Genomic DNA, 19,712 nt, shown 5'->3' on the forward strand with positions numbered 1-19,712 from the left:
GCCCCAGACGCTCCGCCACGGACGGGGAGTGTCCGCGTCCGCGTCACGGGGAGAATCCGACTCAGTCGTCATCTGATCCGGCCGGCCCCGTGGACCGTCCCCCGGGGGGCGAACCGCGGCGCGCGTTCCGTCATCGCCGGCAGCAGGAGCGGCCCCGCCCGCTTGGCGCGCCGCTGAACAAGAGCGCTCTCCACCCGGCCGATGCCCGCCAGCGCGCCCAACTCGCCTGCCAGGTAGTCATACAGAGCGCCGGTGTCACGGCACTGCACCATGGCGAACACCGACGCCCTGCCTGTCATGACGGCAGCGAAGGCGACTGCAGAGTGCTGCGACAGCGCTTGCGTCACCTCACCCAGCGAGGCCGGCGCCACCTCCAGCCACAACAGCGCCTCGACCGGGAAGCCGAAGTACGACGGACTCACATCCACCTCGAAATGCAGCACTCCGGCGGTCCGCAACCCGGCGACACGGCGCCGCACGGTCGAGACCGACCATCCGGTGGCAGCGGCCAGCTGGGCGACGTCCGCCCGGCCGTCCAGGGCCAGTTCACCCGCCAGCCGCGCCTCCGCGTCACCCCAGCCGGACACCTCGGCAACCACGTCCGGGCACTGCGGTGACACGGGCGCGGAGTCGAGGAGAGCGGCCTGCTCGGACGCCTCCAGCGCGCTTGTACGGCCTGCCCAGCCACCGACCCCGGCGACCGCCCGCAGCACACAGCCCGCCTCGACATCTCGAACCCCCGGAGTCCGCAGCAAGTGGTCGAAGAGCGGCCGACCGCCCTCCGCCCCCGCGCCCGCTGTGCGGACCATGCACGTCAGCCGCGGGCCGCCGGCGAGCGGGGCGATCCACGAGGTGTCGTCCCGCTGCGCGAGCGCGGCGGTCAGCACATCGGTGGCCTCCGGCGTGCAGTCGATCCGGACGAACCAGTCGAGCATGCCGATCCGCTGGCTGTCGACAAGCCCGACCACCCGGACCACGAGGGCCGACCGCAGCCGCTGGTAGCGACGCGCGACAGTGCGCTCCGGGACTTGGAGCACGGCGGCGATCCGGCTGAACGAGGCGCGCCCGTCGATCTGGAGAGCATGGATCAGACGGCGGTCCAGCACGTCGAGCGTGACCGATTGCGCCACCAGACCCCCTGCAAACGTCCGATCGTGTCCAACTCGGCGACCCTACAGCGCGCAGCGGAGCACCCGGCAGGACGCTGGCTGGCAACGCACCGCAGAAAGGCACACCATGCTGACCGTCCTTCCCATCAGGTACGTGGCCGACGTCGACGCGTCCCGCACCTTCTACGCCGGGCTGGGGCTCAACGTCCGCCAAGAGCCCGGCGCTGCCGTCTGGGTCCGCCTGACCGCCGCATCCGGCGCCGTCGGCATCCACGCCGCCGCCGTCTCGCAGGGCCGGCCACCCGGCACCACCGAACTGGGCTTCACGACGGACGAGCCACTGGAACAGGTCGCGCAGCGCCTCGAACGCAACGGCTACCCCTACGAGCTCGTCGAGGAGAACTTCGGCCACAGCATCCGCGTCACCGACCCGGACGGGGTCGTCATACAGATCCAGAACATCGACCCCGACACCGTCCGCAGGTCGGCCGCGGCCGTGGCCGACGACACCGCCTGACCAGCCAGTCACGGCAAACGCCCCGCCGACCGTCCTCGCACCGTCAAGCCAGGCCGTCACGACATTCGCCACGACATCCACCAGGACATCCACCAGGACATCCGTCACGGCAGAAAGAACCGGCATGGAACCGCTCGTCACACTCGTCGCCGTCACAGGCCTGCTGCTGCTCGCCGGGGCGCTCGGGGCCATACGGCTCCGTCGGCCGACCACCGCCCTGCGCGGCGGCCTCGCAGCCATGTTCGCGCTCACCGGCGGCGCTCACTTCTTCGGCATGCGCGACGAACTCGTCGCCATGGTGCCGCCCGCCCTGCCGGCTCCCGGCCTGCTCGTCACCCTGACCGGCATCGCCGAATTCACCTGCGCGCTCGGATTGCTGTGGTCACGAACGGCACGGCTATCGGCCGCCGCGCTCAGCGCGATGCTGGTCCTCATGTTCCCGGCCAACGTGTACGCCGCCACTGGCGACGTGCCCTGGTACGACGAGCTGGGCCCCCGGACCGCCATGCAGACCGTGTTCCTGGCAGCCACCATCACCGTGCTGGCCCGCCACAGCCGGGCAGCAACGGAAACCACTGCGCAAGCCTCGCTCAGCCCCCGCCCCCCCCGACCACCGCCGGGCCAAGGCCGAAGACGGCGGCGATCCGCAATCCGGACCCGCGCCAGATCCCACTCCCCGGACGTCATCCAGCTCGGCGAGTCCGTCGTAGCAGGTGAATGCCCCAAGCAATTCTCGCTCGGCCCGATGCCGGCTCCTGCGGCCACACCCTTGCACGGGCTGGGGCCCCTACGCGCGGACCGCGGCCCCGCCCCAGCCGCCGGACGGGCACGCCATCCGGGCCGGACTCCTCCGCCCGCTGGGCCCGATTCCTCTTGCACGACTATGGGAAGTTTTAGGGCGCATCGTTACCCTCCGCCCATGATTCCCACGGTGGTTTGGGGCACAGGCAACGTCGGACGCGCAGCCATCCGAGCTGTTGCGGCACACCCGATGCTCAGCCTGGTGGCCGTGCTGGTGTCGAACCCTGCGAAGATCGGCAAAGACGCGGGCGAACTCAGCGGACTCGACCGACACTTAGGCGTGGCGGCCACGGACGACGTGGACAAGGTCCTCTCCGAAAACCCCCGCGCGGTCGTGTACGCGGCCTCCGGCGACGTTCGCCTGGACGGCGCCATCGAAGACATCACACGCGTGCTCCGTACCGGCGCCGTAGTCGTCACACCGTCCCTGTACGGCATGTACGACTGCACCAACGCACCGGACGAGATCCGCGAGGTACTGCTCGCGGCCGTCGAGGCCGGCGGCGGCGCGCTGTTCGTGTCCGGCGTGGACCCCGGCTGGGCCAACGACATACTCCCGCTCCTGATCAGCGGACTGGGATCCGACATCGACGCCGTCCGCTGCCAGGAGATCTTCGACTACTCGACATACGACCAGGAGGAAGCAGTCCGCCACCTGATCGGCATGGGACACCCCCTGGACTACCAGCCCCTGATGCTCGCCGACGGCATCCCGACGATGATCTGGGGTGGACAACTGCGGATGATGGCCCGAGCCCTCGGTGTCGAATTTGACGGCATCGAAGAGACCTTGGAGCGCCGCCCTCTAGAAACGTCCGTCGTCACTGACACGATGGGGGAGTTCTCCGCCGGCACTCAGGGAGCGGTGCGCCTTGAGGTGCAGGGTCTGGTGGAGGGCGAGCCCCGCATCATCGTCGAGCACGTCACCCGCATTCACGCCACCTGCGCCCCGGACTGGCCGGCACCACCGGATGCCGGAGCGGGCGCACACCGCGTGATCATCGAAGGGCGCCCCCGCATAGAGGTCACAGTCGAAGCCACGGACGAGGGACTCAACAGAGCCGCCGGCGGCAACGCGACGGCAGCCGGCCGCCTCGTCAACGCCATCGACTGGCTCGCCGAGGCCCAACCCGGCCTCTACGACGCACTCGACGTCCCGCTGCGCCCGGCGGTGGGCAAACTGGGAAAGAAGTGATCATGCACATCGACATCCCCGACGGCGCCGAGCCGATCCCGTACGTCTGGGGCGACCTCGTTCCCGAAATCGGCCAGGCAGCCAGTGCCTTCTCCCTGGCCGTATATCAGTACACGACCCTTGGGCTGCGCGAGTTCGAGGCCGCCCGTCTGCGCATCGCGCAGATCAACGGATGTCTGTTCTGCCTGGACTGGCGTACCGAACGCGACGGAGAGAAAGTCGAGAACGACTTCTTGGACGCGGTCGCCCAGTGGCGGACCACGGAATCCTTCGACGTACGGACGCGGCTGGCCGCCGAGTACGCGGAGCGCTACGCACTTGACCATCACAGTCTGGACGACGAGTTCTGGGACCGGATGAAGGCGCACTACAGCCAGGCGGAGATCGTGGAGTTGAGCATGAGTATCGGCTCCTGGCTGGCGTTCGGCCGCCTCAATCATGTGCTGGGGCTCGACAGCGTCTGTGTGCTGCCGTCGCCACAGGGTTCCTGACAAGGCGCGCTCAGGGTTGTGGGCCGGGCCCCTCGGACACGGCCCACAGTTTCCGCACGGCACTACAGGGTCCGCACGGTCCGCACGGCACTACAGTTTCCGCACGACGCACCGACGGGACGCGCTAGCGGTCAGAAGTCCTCGGCGATGATCTTCTCGATGTTGCGCTCGGCGAGCGCGGTGATGGTGACGAAGGGATTGACGCTGACGTTGCCGGGAATCAGGGCACCGTCCATCACGTACAGACCCGGATGGCCGTGCAGCCGACCGTAGTTGTCAGTGGCCTTGTCGAGAACCGCCCCGCCGAGCGGGTGGTACGTGAGGTGGTCGCCCCAGATCTTGTACGCGCCGAAGAGGTCTGTGCGGTAGATGGTCCCTTCCTTGGCGTTGATCTTGTCAAAGATCGTTTTCGCCATGGTGATCGACGGCTGCTTCCAAGCCGTTTGCCAGTCCAACACCACTTTCCCCGCCGACGCATTCCACGTGAACCGGCCCCGGTGCGGATTGTTCGTGATCGACAGGTAGAACGACGCCCAGGTCTCGATACCGGTCGGCAGCGGCGCCACCTCGGCGAACGCACCCCCCGCGGCCCAGTTGTCGATGCCGGCCGTCGGGATCGACGACTGCAGCGCCCCGGTCGGGTCCCACAGATGATTGGCCCGGCCGCACATCACGTTGCCGTTCTCGCCCCAACCGCTGCCGACCTCATTGTTGAGCCCGGGCAGCGCACCCGTCGCCTTCAGACGGACCAGCAGTTTGCTGGTGCCGACGCTGCCCGCGGCGAAGAACACCCGTTGCGCCCGCACGGTCTTGGTGGTGGTGACGGCTCCGCTCGTGTCGAGTTGCTCCATGGTCACCGAGTAGCCGCCGGTGGCGGGCGTCACCGCGGTGACCCTGTGCAGGGGTGAGATGGTGACCCGCCCGGTCGCGCGAGCCTGCGCGAGGTAGGTCTTCGGCAGCGACTTCTTGCCGTGGTTGTTGCCGTACAGGATCTCGCCGGCCAGCGCCGACTTGGTCACCGCCCCCGCAGCCTCCTGCTTCATGTAGTCCCAGTCGTAGACGTTGGGGACGAACATGAAGCGGAAACCGGATCGCCCGGCGTGTTTGCGGCCCACGCGTGCGTACTTGTAGGCCTCGGTCGTCTCGAACCAGGCAGGGTCGATCGTCGTGACGCCGAGGGTGCTGTTCGCCCGCGGGTAGTAGACGTCGTACATTTCATCGGCGTCGACCGACGGGAGCACTCCGGGGAAGCGGCTTCGCTCGGGTGTCACTGCCATGCCACCGTTGACGAGGGAGCCGCCCCCGACACCCCGCCCCTGGTACACCACGATGCCGCCCATTTCCTCGGCGTCCAGGATGCCCGTGTACCGCGGCACGTCACGGTCGAGCGGGAAGCCGAGGAAGTTGCTGATGGGCTGCTTGGTCCGTGTGCGAAGCCAGAACGACCGGTAGTCCGGGGTGGTGGTGTTGGCGAAGACCTTGCCGTCCGTCCCCGGAGTTTCCCAAGCCATGCCCATTTCCACCATGTGCACGTCCACGCCGGCCTGGGCGAGCCGGAGCGCGGTGACGGACCCTCCGTACCCGGTGCCTATCACGAGGGCGCTGACCTGTGCACCGGGTTCGATCAGGCCGGGCTCCTCAGGCAGTGCGGCAGCGGCCGGCAGGTCGAATGCGCCCAGAGCGATGGCACCAAAAATAGAACCAGTTCTGCCAAGGAAGCGACGACGGGAGAGACCTCTTCCCTCCGGTGTTTCAGGTAGTTTGGAGTCCACGTAGATCCCCTTTCTCTCACGCAACAGAAACGAGTTCTACTGAGAATCGTGAAACAAGTCACGAGAAACCTACGGGTAACTTGAGCACCGTCCTCGGGTTTCCCGCATCAGGAATAGCCGGTTATCGCACCCGCCTCTTCAGTACCGATCTGATCCGAACTAGCGGACCATGACGTTACAAAACTGATCCCTTTTTAGATTCACCGGGCGAGCGCGACGCAGGAGGCGATCGTGGTGGCGGCCGAGGATTCAGGTCAACGGACGTTCCGTGGCTACCGGCCGAAATGACCGACGGAAGGGCGTCGTTGCGGGGCCGTTCTTGAGGATGCGTTGATCAGCGAAGGGCGGATGCGGATCGTGCTCGACCTGAATCAGGTGACCTTCATGGACTCCGCCGGACTGGGTGTGGTGGTGTACGGGATGCGCCGTGCCGAGGCACGCGGGGGCAGGCTACGGCTGGCTGGTCCTGGCTGGCCCTGGCTGCCAGGTGCGTCGGCTGCTGGAACTGACGGGGCTGGACACGGCGATCGGAGTGTTCCCCGATGCCGCCGCGGCGTGCCATGCACCGTGGCGTTGATGTTTCAGGCACCTGGCTGGCTTCTCCTGTTCCGGGGCGGGCGGGCAGAATACGCGGCGTGGACAGTTCTCCCGGGACAGATGCCGTCCCTGCCGTCTCGGGTGAGGAGTTGATGGCCGCCCGTTCGAGGCGGCGGGTGCCGGCGTGTACGCGGTGGACGCCGCCGGGCTGGTGATCGCCTGCAATCCGTGGGCGGAGCGGCTGCTGGGCTATGCGCCGGGCACGCTGATCGGCGTAGATGCCCACCGTGCCCTGCACCCGCCCCCAGGCGCAGGCAGGGGGCTGCTGGCTCAGCGCTCGATTCTCACCGACGTCGCACAGGGCAAGTGGGCCGGCGGGGACCGGACCGGCCGAAGCATTGAGAACGGCTTATCCTGCCGCCGGCTTCGGGCGCACCGGATATAGTCCCCGCCCAGCTCGAAGAAGTTGTCCAGGGACGGAGAGCGAGGGCGTCGGCAAGAAGTCCTGCCACAGGGCGAGCAGGGCCCGTTCCTGCTCGGTGGCAGGGCGGGTATTCGGCTCCGCCGTGTCCGGCTCCCCCTCGTGTCGGGCTGATGTGACGCGGTCCAGCAGGTCCGCAGTCATGTCCGGCGATACGTCCTCGCCCGCACTGACGGATGCCCGGCCGTCGGCACGCAGATGGAACGCGTTCGCAGGTTCGGCGCGACCACACCGAACCCGGCGCGGGGAGGTCGCATGTCGAACGCCGGTCCCACACGCACGCTGACACATCCACACGGGACAAAATCCACCGGCCGCAGCGATCACCGGCGAGGCCGGGACGGTGATCCGCCTTCAAGATGGCACCAGGTGTCGTCGGGTGCGGGACTCATTCCAGACGTTCGTGACTGCCGGGAGGCCGGGCGGCGTGGTCGGGATGGCCGACGGTGCGTCGTGTCTCCTTCATTTCCGCCTCGTACAGGTGGCCGCGGCCCTGGGCCAGCTGATCGACGGCCTCACGCTCCAGGAGCGTGAATGGCCTGTGGTAGGTGACGTCGTATGCCTCCACGATCTGAAAGGTCCAGTGCCCCGGGATGACGTTCCGGCCGAGGATCTCCGACTGCACTCTGTCTGCCCACTCGGGGTGGCCGGCTCGACGCAGCAGCTCAACGGCTCGGTCAAGTTGGAAGTCAGACGTGCCGGTCAGCTGATGAAAGCTGTAGAGGTGGCCTCTGGCGCGTTCGGTGGTCTCCAGAGCCTTGGACAGCGCCCCGAGTGCTTCCACGGTCTCGTCACTGACGCCTTCGGGGCGCCGGTGGGCCCGGTCAGGCCCGTCTTGATGAATCTCCATGATCCTGTCCGTCTCTCGTGATCACCGGTGTCGCAGCTTTGCGGGCTGCAAGCCAGGCGAACACGCCGCCCAGCATTGCGGTCAGCCCTTACGGCTCACTTCGCCCTCACGGAAGCCGCGCCGGCCGCCCCATCGGGTATCCCACTCCAACGGATGGATCTGTCAGCCAGTCAGCCCCAAATCAGACGCTACAAGGGCGTGGTGAGGGGACGGCAGGATTGGGTTCCGTTGGGCTGGTTGCGCGCAGTCAACACGTCTGAAGGGCGGGGCGATACTTCGCTCTCCCGGTCGTGCCCACCCATGCGCTGAATTGCTGTCGAACGAGGGACTCATGGCGACACAAACTGAACCGGTGTCTCCGGTACCGGCGGCAGAGAGCCGCAGCCGCGGCGAGGTGATCGTCACCTGGCTGACCACAACGGACCACAAGAAGATCGGGCACCTGTACCTGATCACGTCGTTCGGGTTCTTCCTGGTCGGCGGAGCACTGGCGATGGCGATCAGGGCGGAGCTGGCCCGGCCGGGGATGCAGATCCTGTCCAACGAGCAGTACAACCAGGCGTTCACCATGCACGGCACGATCATGCTGCTGCTGTTCGCGACGCCGACGTTCGCCGGGTTCGCCAACGCGATCATGCCGCTGCAGATCGGCTCCCCGGATGTCGCGTTCCCGCGGCTGAACATGTTCTCGTACTGGCTGTTCCTGTTCGGCGGTCTGATCGTGCTCGGCAGCTTCCTGACACCCGACGGTGCCGCCGACTTCGGCTGGACCGCCTATACCCCGCTCAGCGGGGGTGAGCGCACGTCCCACGTGGGCGGTGACCTGTGGATCATGGGGCTGGCATTCACCGGGTTCGGCACCATCCTCGGTGCGGTCAACTTCATCACCACCATCATCTGCATGCGCGCCCCAGGTATGACCATGTTCCGGATGCCGATCTTCACCTGGAACGTGCTGCTCACCTCGGTCCTGGTCCTTTTCGCCTTCCCCGTCCTGGCCGCCGCGCTGTTCGCGCTGGAAGCGGACCGGAAATTCGGTGCGCACATCTTCGACCCGCAGAACGGCGGCGCGGTTCTGTGGCAGCACCTGTTCTGGTTCTTCGGCCACCCCGAGGTCTACATCCTCGCCCTGCCGTTCTTCGGCGTCGTGACCGAGATCCTTCCGGTCTTCTCCCGCAAGCCGATCTTCGGCTACATGGGACTGATCGGCGCCACGATCGCCATCACCGGACTGTCCGTGACCGTGTGGGCGCATCACATGTTCGCGACCGGCGCGGTGCTGCTGCCGTTCTTCTCCTTCATGAGCTTCCTCATCGCGGTGCCGACGGGGGTGAAGTTCTTCAACTGGATCGGCACGATGTGGAAGGGCTCCATCTCGTTCGAGCCACCGATGCTATGGGCGGTCGGCTTCCTCGTCACGTTCCTCTTCGGCGGCCTGACCGGCGTCCTGCTCGCCTCTCCGCCGCTGGATTTCCACGTCACCGACTCCTACTTCGTGGTCGCGCACTTCCACTACGTGCTGTTCGGCACGATCGTCTTCGCGATGTTCGGCGGCTTCAGTTTCTGGTGGCCGAAGATGACCGGCACCATGCTGAACCACCGCCTGGAGAAGATCCATTTCTGGACGCTCTTCGTCGGCTTCCACACCACCTTCCTCGTCCAGCACTGGCTCGGCGCGGAGGGCATGCCCCGCCGCTACGCCGACTACCTCGCCGTCGACGGCTTCACCGCTCTCAACACCGTCTCCTCCATCGGATCCTTCCTTCTCGGCCTGTCCACGCTGCCCTTCCTCTACAACGTCTGGAAAACCGCTCACGAAGGCAAACTCGTGGAGGTCGACGACCCGTGGGGATACGGCCGCTCCCTGGAGTGGGCCACCTCATGCCCGCCCCCGCGCCACAACTTCCTCACCCTGCCGCGCATTCGCACGGAATCGCCGGCGTTCGACCTGCACCAACCCAGTCTGGCGCAGCTCGATGAGGCGGAGAACGCCGGCAAGCGGGACGTGGTGGAGGCCGAGGGGCACAAGGGCGAACCATCATGAAGCCCGACCCACCCGGCACACCCCGCAGCGCGGCGAACAGCGCTCTGGCCAGCGAAGCCGAGGGCTACCTCCTCGCACGCGCTCACCACGACGAGGCGCGCCGCGAGGCCGAAGACCTCTGCGCACGGATGCCGTGGCTGACCGCCTCCCAGGCGGAGGACGTCATACGCCACTACATCCACAAGCGCATCGACCTCACTCGCCGGATGCTGCTCGGCACAGTCGAACGATCCGCCCAGTTGCGGCAGGAGTACGAAACCCGGTACGCCGCCCTGCAACGGGGCCTGCTCAAACGCCATGCCGCTGGTGCCTGCGCCGTCCTGGCCTGCGTGGGCGGGATGGGGGTGCTGACATCCCTGCTCAGCCGCTGACGGTGCCCAGCCGACGCCGGCAGCGGACGGGGATGGCAGCGCGTCTTCGGTGGCAAGCGGGGGCTGCCGGACTCATTGGCTGTGGGCGTCCTTGCGGGGCAGGGGCCGGCAGCGGTTTGGCGGCCGGGGCGGGCGGCGTGGCGCTTGTCCGGGCCCCGGGCCGTGACGGGCGGCCAGAGCATCAGCGACGGCACCGGTGGCGTAGCCGTAGACGGCCTTGTGTAGGAGGTCCACGACGAGTTCGCTGCGAGGCCAGCCGCTGGATGGCGCACCGACGCCGGTCGCGTTTCTATCGAGCGCAGCACGCCGAGCAGAGCGGCCTGGCCGAAGTGCATGGCCCAGTTGACCGGCAGCGGCTGCTCGCCCGCCCGTTCGGGCCTGCCGGTGACGGCCTGCTCGATCATCTCGCCGAGGACCATCGCGACGCCTCCGGCGGCACCGGCGATCAGGCCCCGCCACAGTGCGCGCTTGAGCATGCCCATCGGGTACCCGGTACCACCCGAGCCCCCCAGCCGCCGGGAGCCCCTGGGCAGGCCCAAGCGTGAGGGACAGCCGACGACACGTCGATCGGAAAGGCGGATGCGCATGAAAGAACCGGGCCGGCCACCCAATGCCACGGGCCCCTGTACAGAGCCTCGCAGGTCGATGATCGTGTGGGCGCTGATCGGTGCGGCGGTGATGGCCGCTGTCGACGAGATCGTCTTCCATCAGATTCTGGGCTGGCACCATTTCTATGACCGATCCACTACCAGCGTGGGCCTGTTGTCCGACGGGCTGCTGCACAGCGCCGAGTTGCTGACACTGGTCGCCGGGTTCTTCTTGCACGCCGATCTGCGCCGCCGTCGGACCCTGGCACCGGCTCATGCGCGGGCGGGGTTCTTCCTGGGCCTGGGGGTCTTTCAACTGTTCGACGGGAGCGTGGACCACAAGCTGCTGCGCCTGCACCAGATCCGCTACGGCGTTGACGTCACCCCCTACGACTGGGCGTGGAACATCACCGCCCTGGCCCTGCTGGTCGTCGGTGTGATCCTGGCGGTAGGTGCGGCTCGCCGTGACGGCCGGGGGCCGGAGTTGTGAGCCTCGCGCACGTGCACCCGGGACCGGACAACCTGGCCGCGTCCGAGCCTCCCATGGCCGTAGCAGCACTGCTGACGGCAGTCATCTATGTACTGGCCGCAGGTCGGCTTCGGCGCCGTGGGGATCTCTGGCCCCAGTGGCGGGACGTGTCCTTCACCGCCGGCAGCCTCGCCACGGCCTGGGTGGCGGTCGGTCGGCCGCCGGGAGGGCCGTTCACCGGGCACATGATCCAGCATCTGGTTCTGGGTATGGGCGCCCCGCTGCTGCTCATTGTGGCTCGCCCCCTCACGTTGGCCCTGCGTGCTCTTCCGTCCGGCCGGGTGCGCCGGGCCCTGCCGGCCCTGATGCACTTTGCTCCAGCCCGCTGGCTCGTCTTTCCTCCGTTGGCGGCACTGCTGGACGTCGGCGGACTGTGGCTGCTGTACCGCTCCGAGCTGTTCGCGGCCATGGCTCACGATCCCTTGCTGCACGGTGTGGTGCATGCGCACGTACTGGCAGCGGGGCTGCTGTTCACCTTCGCTGTGTGCCAGCTCGATCCGGTGCGTCACCGTTGGAGTGTTGTCGTGCGTGGTGCCGCTTTGCTGGCCGCCGGTGCCGCACATGGCGTGCTGGCCAAGGTCCTCTACGCTCAACCGCCGCCCGGCACCGGCTTCACCACCGCTGACCTGCACAACGGTGCTCGGTTGATGTACTACGGCGGTGATGCGGTGGGAGCGGCGCTGGCTGTGGTGCTGGGGGTGGGCTGGTATGCGAGTCGCGGACGAACGGATCCGGGACGGTCGTACGCGCCGCCAAGCAGTGTCGCGCTGGGAGGTCACTGGAAATCGCGGTGATGTCCGCCAGGATGCCGATCGACATCGGCAGGTGGCCCGCCGTACGCGGCGCCGACAACCCTGCCCCCGCTCCGGGCACACCGGTCGCGCGGGTACGGGTGAGCCCCGAAGACGCGATTTCCCCGTCCGGTATGCAGCCGATCAGCCCATGGGCCTGCTCGAAGGTGGGACTGGTGCAGCCGTCCGTGCGTGGGCGATGGCTGGGGCACCGAGATGGCTGAAGCATGGCCCCGGTGCCTTGTCCGCTGATATGGAGCACGGCGGCGGGGGTACTTCGCTCACCCACCTCTGCCTGAGGAGTGCGTCCATGACCTTCAATCCTTTGGAGCAGCGGGGTATCCCGCTGGACCGCCAGTTGCGCAACTGGCGCGAGCTGAATGTGCAGCCGATCGATCCCGACCGCGGTGACCCGTACACCCGGTGCCGGATCATCACGATGAACGGGATCGAGGTGGAGGCGATCCTGTTCAGTCACCAGCTTGCCCGCAACACGGTCGATCCTGAGGTGAAGCGGCAGCTCGCCCGGACCCGTTACATCGAGGCTCAGCAGCAGAAGGTGGTGAACTGGCTGCTGCCGGGTGTGTCGTCGGTGCTGGAGACGACTATCGCCTACGAGCAGGTCGCGGTGGACCTGACGGCGTGGGTGGCGCGGATGGAACCGGATCCGTACCTGCAGCAGGCATATCAGTTCGGTGTGCTGGAGGACTTCGACCACTTGTACCGGTACGCCAACCTGTACGAGATGATCGAGCACCGCAAGGCGGAGTCGATCGTCGACGGGCTGACGGAGGTCATGCCCGGGCGGCCGACCAAGTTCCACCACCGTGACCCGGTCGACAACGTGCGTGATCCCTACGCCAAGGACGAGACGGACCCGTTGTCGAAACTGCACGCGCTGACGATCATGTCGGCGGAGCAGCAGACCATGAACTTCTACATGAACACCGGCCCCACCTACATGGAGCCGATCGCCCGCCGGCTCTACCAGGAGATCGGGCTCATCGAGGAGGAGCACGTCACCCACTACGAGTCCCTCGTCGACCCGGGCGAGACCTGGTGGGAGCAACTCGTCAACCACGAGTACAACGAGTGCTACCTCTACTACTCCTTCATGGAGCAGGAGAGCGATCCCAAGGTCAAGGCGATCTGGGAGCTTCACCTGAACATGGAGCTGGAGCACCTGCACACCGCCTGTGACCTGATGCGCCGCCATGACGGTAGGGAGCCGCAGGAGGTCCTGGCGCCCGAGCTGCCGAACGTGCTGACCTTCGAGCCGAACAAGCAGTACCTGCGGGAGCTGTTGGACACCCAGATGGACCTGACCACCCTCGGTGCCGGCTATGTGCGTGAGGCGCACGAGCGGTTCGAGAAGATGCAGGAGCAGATCCACGGCGGGGAGGAACCGCCCAGCGAGCGGGTCATGGCAGAGCACGACGAGATGTTCGGCCGCGAGTACCGCATCGAGTCCGAGGGCGAGCACCCCGACCCCGCCATGCGCGAGAAGTGAAGGGATCTGAGATGTCCGATCTTGACACCCCGCAGGCCGGTGACGACCGGTCCAAGGACACCGACGTCGTGGCGTTGCTGATGCGCCAGCACGGCGACATCCGCAACCTCTTCGACGAGGTCGAGGCCGGCACCGGCGAGGAACGCCGTGACGCCTTCCGCCGCCTGGTGCGGCTGCTGGCCGTGCACGAAACGGCGGAGGAGGAAGTCGTCCATCCCTTTGCCCGGCGGGCCCTGGCCGGCGGTGAAGAGGTCGTGAAGGACCGGCTCGCCGAGGAACGGGCGGCCAAGGAGACGCTGGCCGCCCTGGACGACCTCGACACCGACGACCCGAAGTTCATGCCGCAGCTGATGAAACTGCGCAAGGACGTCCAGGAGCACGCGCGGGCTGAGGAACGATACGAGTTCATCCACATCCGCCGCAGCACCGACGCCGCCGGCCTCGCTGCCATGGCCAAGGCCGTCAAGGCTGCCGAAGCCATGGCACCCACTCGCCCGCACCCGGGCGTCGAGTCGGCAGCGGCCAACGCGGCCCTGGGGCCACTCGCGGCGCTCACCGACCGCACCAGGGACGCGGTCCGCAAAGCCTTGGGCAAGAACGACTGATGGACAATCGGCAGCCTGGCCGACGGGCCGGGCTGCCGCCCCAAGAACTTGCACCGGTCAGTGACTCTGTGGCAGCAACGATGCGATCGGTTTTGAGGCCGATGCCCCTACGACCCACTCCGCGTATCGACTTCAGTCCGCGAGGACGGCCGACACCGTCTGCGGACTCGCCTCGATCAGACGATGCCGTACCGCCACACCACACCTCCAGGGGCATCGGTTCACAGCCAAGTCCCCACCTCCATGCGGATGAACCGGAAAACGACGGTCCTTGCCGGATGGGCGGGGCGGGCGACACGGCCGATGCGTGGAACGGTCGCGTGCTGGTCTCTCACCACGGGAAGCGTTCGAAGGCAACGCTCGTGCGATTCGACCAGATTTTCCGCAGTTGGGCCTTGAGGCCGGGCGGCACCCCACGCTCCCTCCGCGTGTCCGACCCGCGCCCGCGCGCACGCGGCCGTCTGGGCATCCCCTGCCCTCGCTACCGCCGAGCGCCCGTCACACCGGGAATTCCCGGACGACCACCAGCTCCTCCGCTTGCTCCGGGGTGGGTAGCAAGCCGCGTTCCCGTAGCCAGCGCTCCCGTGACCGCAGCACGGGCCCGTACGGGATGATGCGACGGCCAGTAACAAAATGCCTCAAGCCCGCCCCGCGCAGGTGCGCCAGCGTCCGGTCGGGACAGCTGAGGGCCGAGTGCACGACCAGTAGGACACCGCCGGGGCCCAGCAGGGCGGGGGCCTCCCCGCAGATCCGGTCGAGGATAAGCCGCCTATCACGCACGGTTCGGCGTCCCAGGACCGGGCGGCACCGCGCGGCGGCCGTCCGGTGTCGGGTGTGGGCACGTACGGCGGGTTGGCCAGGATGAGGTCGAAGGACTGACCGCGCACCGGGGCGAAGAGGTTGCCGTGCGGGGTACGAACAGGGAGGCGGGCGAGTCGGGCGTTCAGCCGGGCCGTGCACACCGCCCGCCACGACACGTCCACCGCGGTCACGTGCGTGCCGCGCCGAGCGGCCTCGATCGCCAGCGCACCAGAACCGGTCCCCGCGTCGAGGCCGCTCGCACCGTGCGGCAGCCGCTCGTCACGCAGTGCACCGATGAGTAGGTCGGTGTCTTCTTGAGGGGCGTACACGCCCGATGGCACGGCGTGGGGAGCGACGACCGGCCCGCGCCGGCCGCCGAGCAGCCAGCCGGAAAAGCCCCGGTGAAGTCGATACCAGGGACGACGCTGAACGCGGGGACACTTGCGATCCGCGCACGGCTGGCGGTGTCGAGAATCCGGCGACGGTCCGGTGCACGGCGCCCGGATGTTCAAACTCGCCAAGGACTCCGCGGTCAACGCTCGCACCCAGGCGATCAACCAGTTCAAGGCCGTCCTGGTCGAGGCGACCACGCGCCGCGGGACCGCTTGTCTGGTCCGGGCAGCCGCGAGCTGTTCCGCACGTGCGCGTGCCTCGGCCCGCGCGACGAGGAGGCAATGGCCCAGACCACCCATATGAGCCTGAGCATGCTCGCCCAGCGCATCGATCAGCTCACCGGGCAGATCGATGAGCTGAATCAGTGCCTGACCCTGCTCGTCGAGCTCCACATCCCGCAACTGCTCGTACCGGTGGGCATCGGCCCGGACAGCGCATCGTCTTCACCCGGCTGCGATTCGATCCCCGCACCCAGGCGTACGCCGAACGCCGCGCCCAGGAGGGTAGTTCCTGACCTTGGGCACCTCCCTGGGTACCACATGGCACAGGTAGGCCCGGTGGGACGGGGGACCTGGTAGGCAGGCCGAGTTCAGCAGCTTTCCCCTGGCGGACTGGCGCGGCTCAGGCTCTTCTGGTTCAGCCCACGTGCTGGGGGAGCCGCTCAGCCGGGGTCACGAGAGGCTGCCTTTTTGGCAGACGCGGTGGGCGACGTCGCGGAGCTTGATGTTGTTCTCCTGGGAGTAGCGCCGCAGGACGTTGAAGGCCTGGTCTTCCGTGAGGTGGTGGCCTCCCATCAGGATGCCCATCGCTTCGCCGATGAGGTGGCGGGTGGCGACGGCCCGCACCATCTGGGCGTGGGTGCGGGCGCTGGAAAAGGCGACTGCCGCGTGTGAGGCGAGCAGCCAGCCGGCCAGCTCGCTGGCCTCGGTGAAGGCGCCGGGCTTGCGGGAGTAGAGGTTCAGGGCGCCGAGGTCTTCGTTGTCGGTGAAGAGGAGGAAGCCCATCATGCTGCCCACTCCGAGGGCGCGGGCCTGCGGGGCGTAGGCGGGCCAGCGCTGTTGTTCGGCGGTGAGGTCGGCGATGCGGTAGACCCGCTCTCCTTGCGAGGTTCGGGCGGCATCGAAGCACGGTCCTTCGCCCAGGCGCTGCTGCAGCTGATCGCTGTCGATGACCAGCTGGTGGGTGGGAGCGAGCGTCTCCACCGTATGGTCGTGCAGAACGAGGATGCCGGCCACGTCGCAGCCGTCGACCAACTCGGTGGCCGCCGTGGTGATCCGCTCCAACGTGGCATTCACCGAATCCTGCGCCAGAAGGTCCCGTGCCATCGACGCCATCTGCTGCGCGAACCGACCCCAGTCCACCTTTGTCCTCCGCTACCCGTCCCGCCTGGACGAGCCCAGCCTTGCACGCGCGTCGCGCGGTCACAGCGCAGACGGATGACAATCTGGCCGGGCGCGCCCTCGTGCCGGTGTCTCGGCCGGGCCCGGAGACGCCGGTGGGATTCCGACGCGGTGCTGCCGGTGGTGCGGGCCGCCGGGGTTGGTCGGGTCGGTCGGCACGGTCTGGAGAGGGTCCGGCGACTGCCCAGGACTGACTGTGCGTTCGGAGGTAGCCATGAGCCCATCCATTCTTTCGCGCGGTGGGGCTTCTCGCGCAGGCCCTCCACACTCAGGGCAGGTGTTGGGTATCCAATGAGTAGGGGGATGGTTCGGGCCGCGACGGAACTTGTGGTCGGGCCAGCCGATTTCGCCGAGCGGGGCCACGAACTGTTCTCCGCGCTCGGCGCCTTCCCGGACACGCTCACCGCCGAGCGATTCCAGGGCACGTGCGGCCGCCTCCTGTGCCTCGGTCGCCTTGATGTGCGAGACCTCGGGCTGCTCGGCTTCGGCTGAGCTCGAACCGGGCATCACACGTCTCCGCCGAAGCCCTGGCTCCCGGACCAACCGGAGCTGCCGCTGGGGTGTCAGTGCCCTGACGTATCCTTCCCGCTGCCGTACACCGACTGGGAGGATCAAGAGAATTGACTGGCCTGTCTGCTTTCCCGCTGCCCTTTCATGCTTCCCGTTCCATATCGTTCGCGACACCCCGAACGCTGCGGGAACTTCAGATGATGCAGTGCAGCGCCCACATTCGGGCGAAGCCGGGGTGGTTCGACAAGATGAACGACGCCGACATTGTTGCCAGGTGGACGCAAGAAGCGGTCTCCCAGGGCCTCACTGAAGCACAGGTTTATTACGTGCTTGCTGAACTCGCGCATTACGCCGCACTGCGAGACGGGCGTACCGGTATCGAGGTCTCCGCGGTCGACGGGGTGTGGCAGTCGGACACACTCGTCGACAACGAGCTCAGATCCCGGCTGCGCGAAGCGGTTCGGGTTCTGGAACAGGTGCCCGAAGCGGAACAGGACTGGCATCCCGGATCCGATGGTCAGGTACTGGATCTGGTTCATCCCTCGCTGTTCTGCCTGGTGCGTGAGGTGAGCGGCGCGGCCGAGCGGGCTTGGCGGAACCCGACGGACCGCTATTCGCGGTACGAATTTTCGGAGAAGTTCCAGTGGCTGCCCACTGACGTCGAGGTCAGTGACGACGGCGCTGTCGCTTTCCGTTCGTACGTCAACAACGTCCACCCCGATACTCACCGCGAACTGGCCGCTGTCCTACCAGACTTGTTCGCACGCCTGCGCCCGCTGCTGGAGAACGTGCTCACCGATCTGCGCCATCCGCGGCCCCTGAGGATCGAGGCGAATCCTTACGGGTGGTACGACTCGGAGCCGGAGCACCCGGACAAATCCGCCTACAGTGATGACGGGGCCTACCAAGAAGCGGTCAGGACTTGGGAAGAGGCCCAGGACGACTGGTGGGAAAACCGCCGCCCGGTCATCCCGGACGCCCCGACGTTCACCCCGCCGGAGTTGCCCGATGACTCGGCCCGAGTCGATCTGCGCGGCCGCCGTCTGCAGGTCATCGTCAAGCTTGCCACCATTCATCTCACGCCGGACAAGCCCGAGTACTTCGGCGGTTCCTGGCATGTCGAGGGGATGATGAACGAGCGGATCGTCTCGACCGGCATCTACTACTGGGACAGCGAGAACATCACGGAAAGCCGGCTGAGCTTCAGGGCGGCACTCGAGGACCCGAGTTACGAGCAGAACGACGACAACGGTCTGCGTGAGGTCTATGGCCTGGAGGACGAAGACGCACTGAACCAGATGCTGGGCTCGGCATCGACCCCAGCGGGCCGCTGCCTGGCGTTCCCCAACATCCTCCAACACCGCGTCGGCTCATTCCGCCTCGCGGACCCCACCCGCCCGGGACATCGCAAAATTCTCGCGTTCTTCCTGGTCGACCCGTCGGAAGAAATCGTCTCCACATCCGATGTGCCACCACAACAGCCATGGTCCCCCACCTCGACCATGACGCTTGAACAAGCCAAGGAGTACCGCGAACAACTCATGCAGGAACGCAAGTTTTTCGTCGACGAACACAACGAGCAGCTCTACGAACGAGAGTTCTCCCTCTGCGAGCACTGAGGAGATCGTCCTCCGTGTACTCGTTCCGAGGCGCAAGCCTCGTACCAGGTTTCCTCGGGGTAGTCGCGAAGACGCCTCACGGCCGCGCCGCACCCGCCCGCAACCCGTCCATGACCAGGTCGAGAAGTCGTGCCGCGCGCGGTCGCCAGTCCTCCGTCGGGGTCATCTGCCACAGGCCGGCGATGGCGAGGACGAAGTCGTCGGCCGTGACCCCGGGGCGGATGGTGCCTGCCTCCTCGGCTGTGCGGAGCAGGAGTTCGGCCGCCTCGGCGACGGGGGTGGGGGAGGGTTTCGCCGGGCCCCCTGGCGCACTGGTGGCTAGGCGGATCGCGTCGGCCAGGCCCGCCTTGGTCATGGCGAACTCGGCCAGTCGGTCCATCCAGGTGCGCAGGGCCTGCTGCGGCGGCAGCTCCTGGAGCAGTTGCGTCGCGCTGTCGGCGACCTGCTGCATCTCGTGGCGGTAGATCTCCAGGACAAGGGTCTCGCGGTTGGGGAAGTTGCGGTAAAACGTGCCCTGGCCGACCCCCGCCTTCTTGGCGATGGCGCTCAGGGGCGCGTCCGGACACCGCGTCAGTTCGGTCAGGGCGACGCCCAGGATGCGTTCACGGTTGCGTTGCGCGTCCGAGCGCAGAGGGGTGTCTTTTTTGTGCTGCACCGTCACTCCTTGAGGCACGTGGCAGGAGCGCACCCTTGCCAAGCGGACAACTGTCCGTTACGTTTCCCGGGTAGCGGACAGATGTCCGGTTGGGGTCCACTCTAGCTCCGGACACGACAGGCACGTCAGTCCTCTGCCGCCGTT

The 19,712-nt window shown here is 67.3% G+C and carries 16 protein-coding genes and 4 pseudogenes; 14 read left to right on the forward strand and 6 right to left on the reverse strand.

Translation table 11 applies throughout. The annotated features are described in order from the left end of the window. Positions 1 to 68: 68 nt before the first annotated feature. Positions 69 to 1,130, reverse strand: coding sequence for an Lrp/AsnC family transcriptional regulator (locus ACZ7L5_RS19250; RefSeq protein ID WP_471518025.1), 1,062 nt, complete (start codon positions 1,128 to 1,130; stop codon positions 69 to 71). A gap of 106 nt (positions 1,131 to 1,236) precedes the next feature. Between ACZ7L5_RS19250 and ACZ7L5_RS19255 the strand changes: the two genes are divergently transcribed. The 4 genes and pseudogenes from ACZ7L5_RS19255 (at position 1,237) to ACZ7L5_RS19270 (ending at position 4,113) form a co-directional block, all read left to right on the forward strand. Continuing rightward, a complete protein-coding gene (locus tag ACZ7L5_RS19255; protein WP_471518026.1) occupies positions 1,237 to 1,626 on the forward strand; it encodes a VOC family protein in 390 nt (129 codons plus the stop codon). A 124-nt stretch (positions 1,627 to 1,750) separates the two neighbouring features. Beyond that, positions 1,751 to 2,047: pseudogene (locus ACZ7L5_RS19260) on the forward strand (DoxX family membrane protein); the annotation flags it as partial. 498 nt (positions 2,048 to 2,545) lie between these two features. After that, positions 2,546 to 3,622 carry an NAD(P)H-dependent amine dehydrogenase family protein gene (locus ACZ7L5_RS19265; RefSeq protein WP_471518132.1) on the forward strand — a complete coding sequence of 359 codons (1,077 nt, stop codon included), beginning with the start codon at positions 2,546 to 2,548 and terminating at the stop codon, positions 3,620 to 3,622. Positions 3,623 to 3,624: 2 nt separating this feature from the next. Then, a complete protein-coding gene (locus tag ACZ7L5_RS19270) occupies positions 3,625 to 4,113 on the forward strand; it encodes a carboxymuconolactone decarboxylase family protein (RefSeq protein ID WP_471518027.1) in 489 nt (162 codons plus the stop codon). Positions 4,114 to 4,244: 131 nt separating this feature from the next. Here ACZ7L5_RS19270 and ACZ7L5_RS19275 read toward each other — a convergent pair whose 3' ends face one another. Next, a complete protein-coding gene (locus ACZ7L5_RS19275; protein WP_471518133.1) occupies positions 4,245 to 5,798 on the reverse strand; it encodes a GMC oxidoreductase in 1,554 nt (517 codons plus the stop codon). 411 nt (positions 5,799 to 6,209) lie between these two features. Here ACZ7L5_RS19275 and ACZ7L5_RS19280 point away from each other — a divergent pair. Then, positions 6,210 to 6,575 (forward strand): annotated as a pseudogene (locus tag ACZ7L5_RS19280) (STAS domain-containing protein); the annotation flags it as partial. Between the two features lie 22 nt (positions 6,576 to 6,597). Next, positions 6,598 to 6,867 (forward strand): annotated as a pseudogene (locus ACZ7L5_RS19285) (hypothetical protein); the annotation flags it as partial. Positions 6,868 to 7,291: 424 nt separating this feature from the next. Here ACZ7L5_RS19285 and ACZ7L5_RS19290 read toward each other — a convergent pair. Beyond that, positions 7,292 to 7,753: a hypothetical protein gene (locus ACZ7L5_RS19290; protein ID WP_471518028.1), complete on the reverse strand. Its 462-nt coding sequence runs from the start codon at positions 7,751 to 7,753 to the stop codon at positions 7,292 to 7,294. 331 nt (positions 7,754 to 8,084) lie between these two features. Here ACZ7L5_RS19290 and ctaD point away from each other — a divergent pair, with 331 nt between their 5' ends. The 6 genes from ctaD to ACZ7L5_RS19320 all read left to right on the forward strand — a co-directional run bounded on the left by ctaD (position 8,085) and on the right by ACZ7L5_RS19320 (position 14,190). Next, positions 8,085 to 9,797: an aa3-type cytochrome oxidase subunit I gene (ctaD, locus tag ACZ7L5_RS19295; RefSeq protein ID WP_471518029.1), complete on the forward strand. Its 1,713-nt coding sequence runs from the start codon at positions 8,085 to 8,087 to the stop codon at positions 9,795 to 9,797. Then, complete coding sequence (locus ACZ7L5_RS19300) at positions 9,794 to 10,168, forward strand: hypothetical protein (protein ID WP_471518030.1); 375 nt, start codon at positions 9,794 to 9,796, stop codon at positions 10,166 to 10,168. Before ctaD ends, ACZ7L5_RS19300 begins: the two co-directional genes overlap by 4 nt. A gap of 645 nt (positions 10,169 to 10,813) precedes the next feature. Further along, positions 10,814 to 11,245: a DUF2243 domain-containing protein gene (locus tag ACZ7L5_RS19305; RefSeq protein ID WP_471518031.1), complete on the forward strand. Its 432-nt coding sequence runs from the start codon at positions 10,814 to 10,816 to the stop codon at positions 11,243 to 11,245. A gap of 53 nt (positions 11,246 to 11,298) precedes the next feature. Continuing rightward, complete coding sequence (locus ACZ7L5_RS19310; protein ID WP_471518032.1) at positions 11,299 to 12,078, forward strand: cytochrome c oxidase assembly protein; 780 nt, start codon at positions 11,299 to 11,301, stop codon at positions 12,076 to 12,078. Positions 12,079 to 12,385: 307 nt separating this feature from the next. Continuing rightward, positions 12,386 to 13,585, forward strand: coding sequence for a hypothetical protein (locus ACZ7L5_RS19315; protein WP_471518033.1), 1,200 nt, complete (start codon positions 12,386 to 12,388; stop codon positions 13,583 to 13,585). 11 nt (positions 13,586 to 13,596) lie between these two features. Beyond that, positions 13,597 to 14,190: a hemerythrin domain-containing protein gene (locus tag ACZ7L5_RS19320; RefSeq protein WP_471518034.1), complete on the forward strand. Its 594-nt coding sequence runs from the start codon at positions 13,597 to 13,599 to the stop codon at positions 14,188 to 14,190. Between the two features lie 498 nt (positions 14,191 to 14,688). Here the strand turns inward: ACZ7L5_RS19320 and ACZ7L5_RS19325 are convergent. Continuing rightward, positions 14,689 to 15,320, reverse strand: a pseudogene (locus ACZ7L5_RS19325) (HemK2/MTQ2 family protein methyltransferase). A 735-nt stretch (positions 15,321 to 16,055) separates the two neighbouring features. Next, the gene (locus ACZ7L5_RS19330) at positions 16,056 to 16,718 is read right to left on the reverse strand and encodes a GAF and ANTAR domain-containing protein (protein WP_471518134.1); all 663 of its coding nucleotides are present in this window, start codon (positions 16,716 to 16,718) and stop codon (positions 16,056 to 16,058) included. 369 nt (positions 16,719 to 17,087) lie between these two features. On the opposite strand from ACZ7L5_RS19330, the gene ACZ7L5_RS19335 reads away from it, so the two are divergent. Then, the gene (locus ACZ7L5_RS19335; protein WP_471518035.1) at positions 17,088 to 17,276 is read left to right on the forward strand and encodes a hypothetical protein; all 189 of its coding nucleotides are present in this window, start codon (positions 17,088 to 17,090) and stop codon (positions 17,274 to 17,276) included. A 128-nt stretch (positions 17,277 to 17,404) separates the two neighbouring features. Beyond that, positions 17,405 to 18,913: a DUF4246 domain-containing protein gene (locus ACZ7L5_RS19340; RefSeq protein ID WP_471518036.1), complete on the forward strand. Its 1,509-nt coding sequence runs from the start codon at positions 17,405 to 17,407 to the stop codon at positions 18,911 to 18,913. A 76-nt stretch (positions 18,914 to 18,989) separates the two neighbouring features. On the opposite strand, the gene ACZ7L5_RS19345 is transcribed toward ACZ7L5_RS19340, so the two are convergent. Further along, positions 18,990 to 19,568: a TetR/AcrR family transcriptional regulator gene (locus ACZ7L5_RS19345; protein ID WP_471518037.1), complete on the reverse strand. Its 579-nt coding sequence runs from the start codon at positions 19,566 to 19,568 to the stop codon at positions 18,990 to 18,992. Positions 19,569 to 19,712 lie beyond the last annotated feature (144 nt).

The sequence above is a fragment of the Streptomyces sp. NPDC107528 genome (assembly GCF_055639295.1).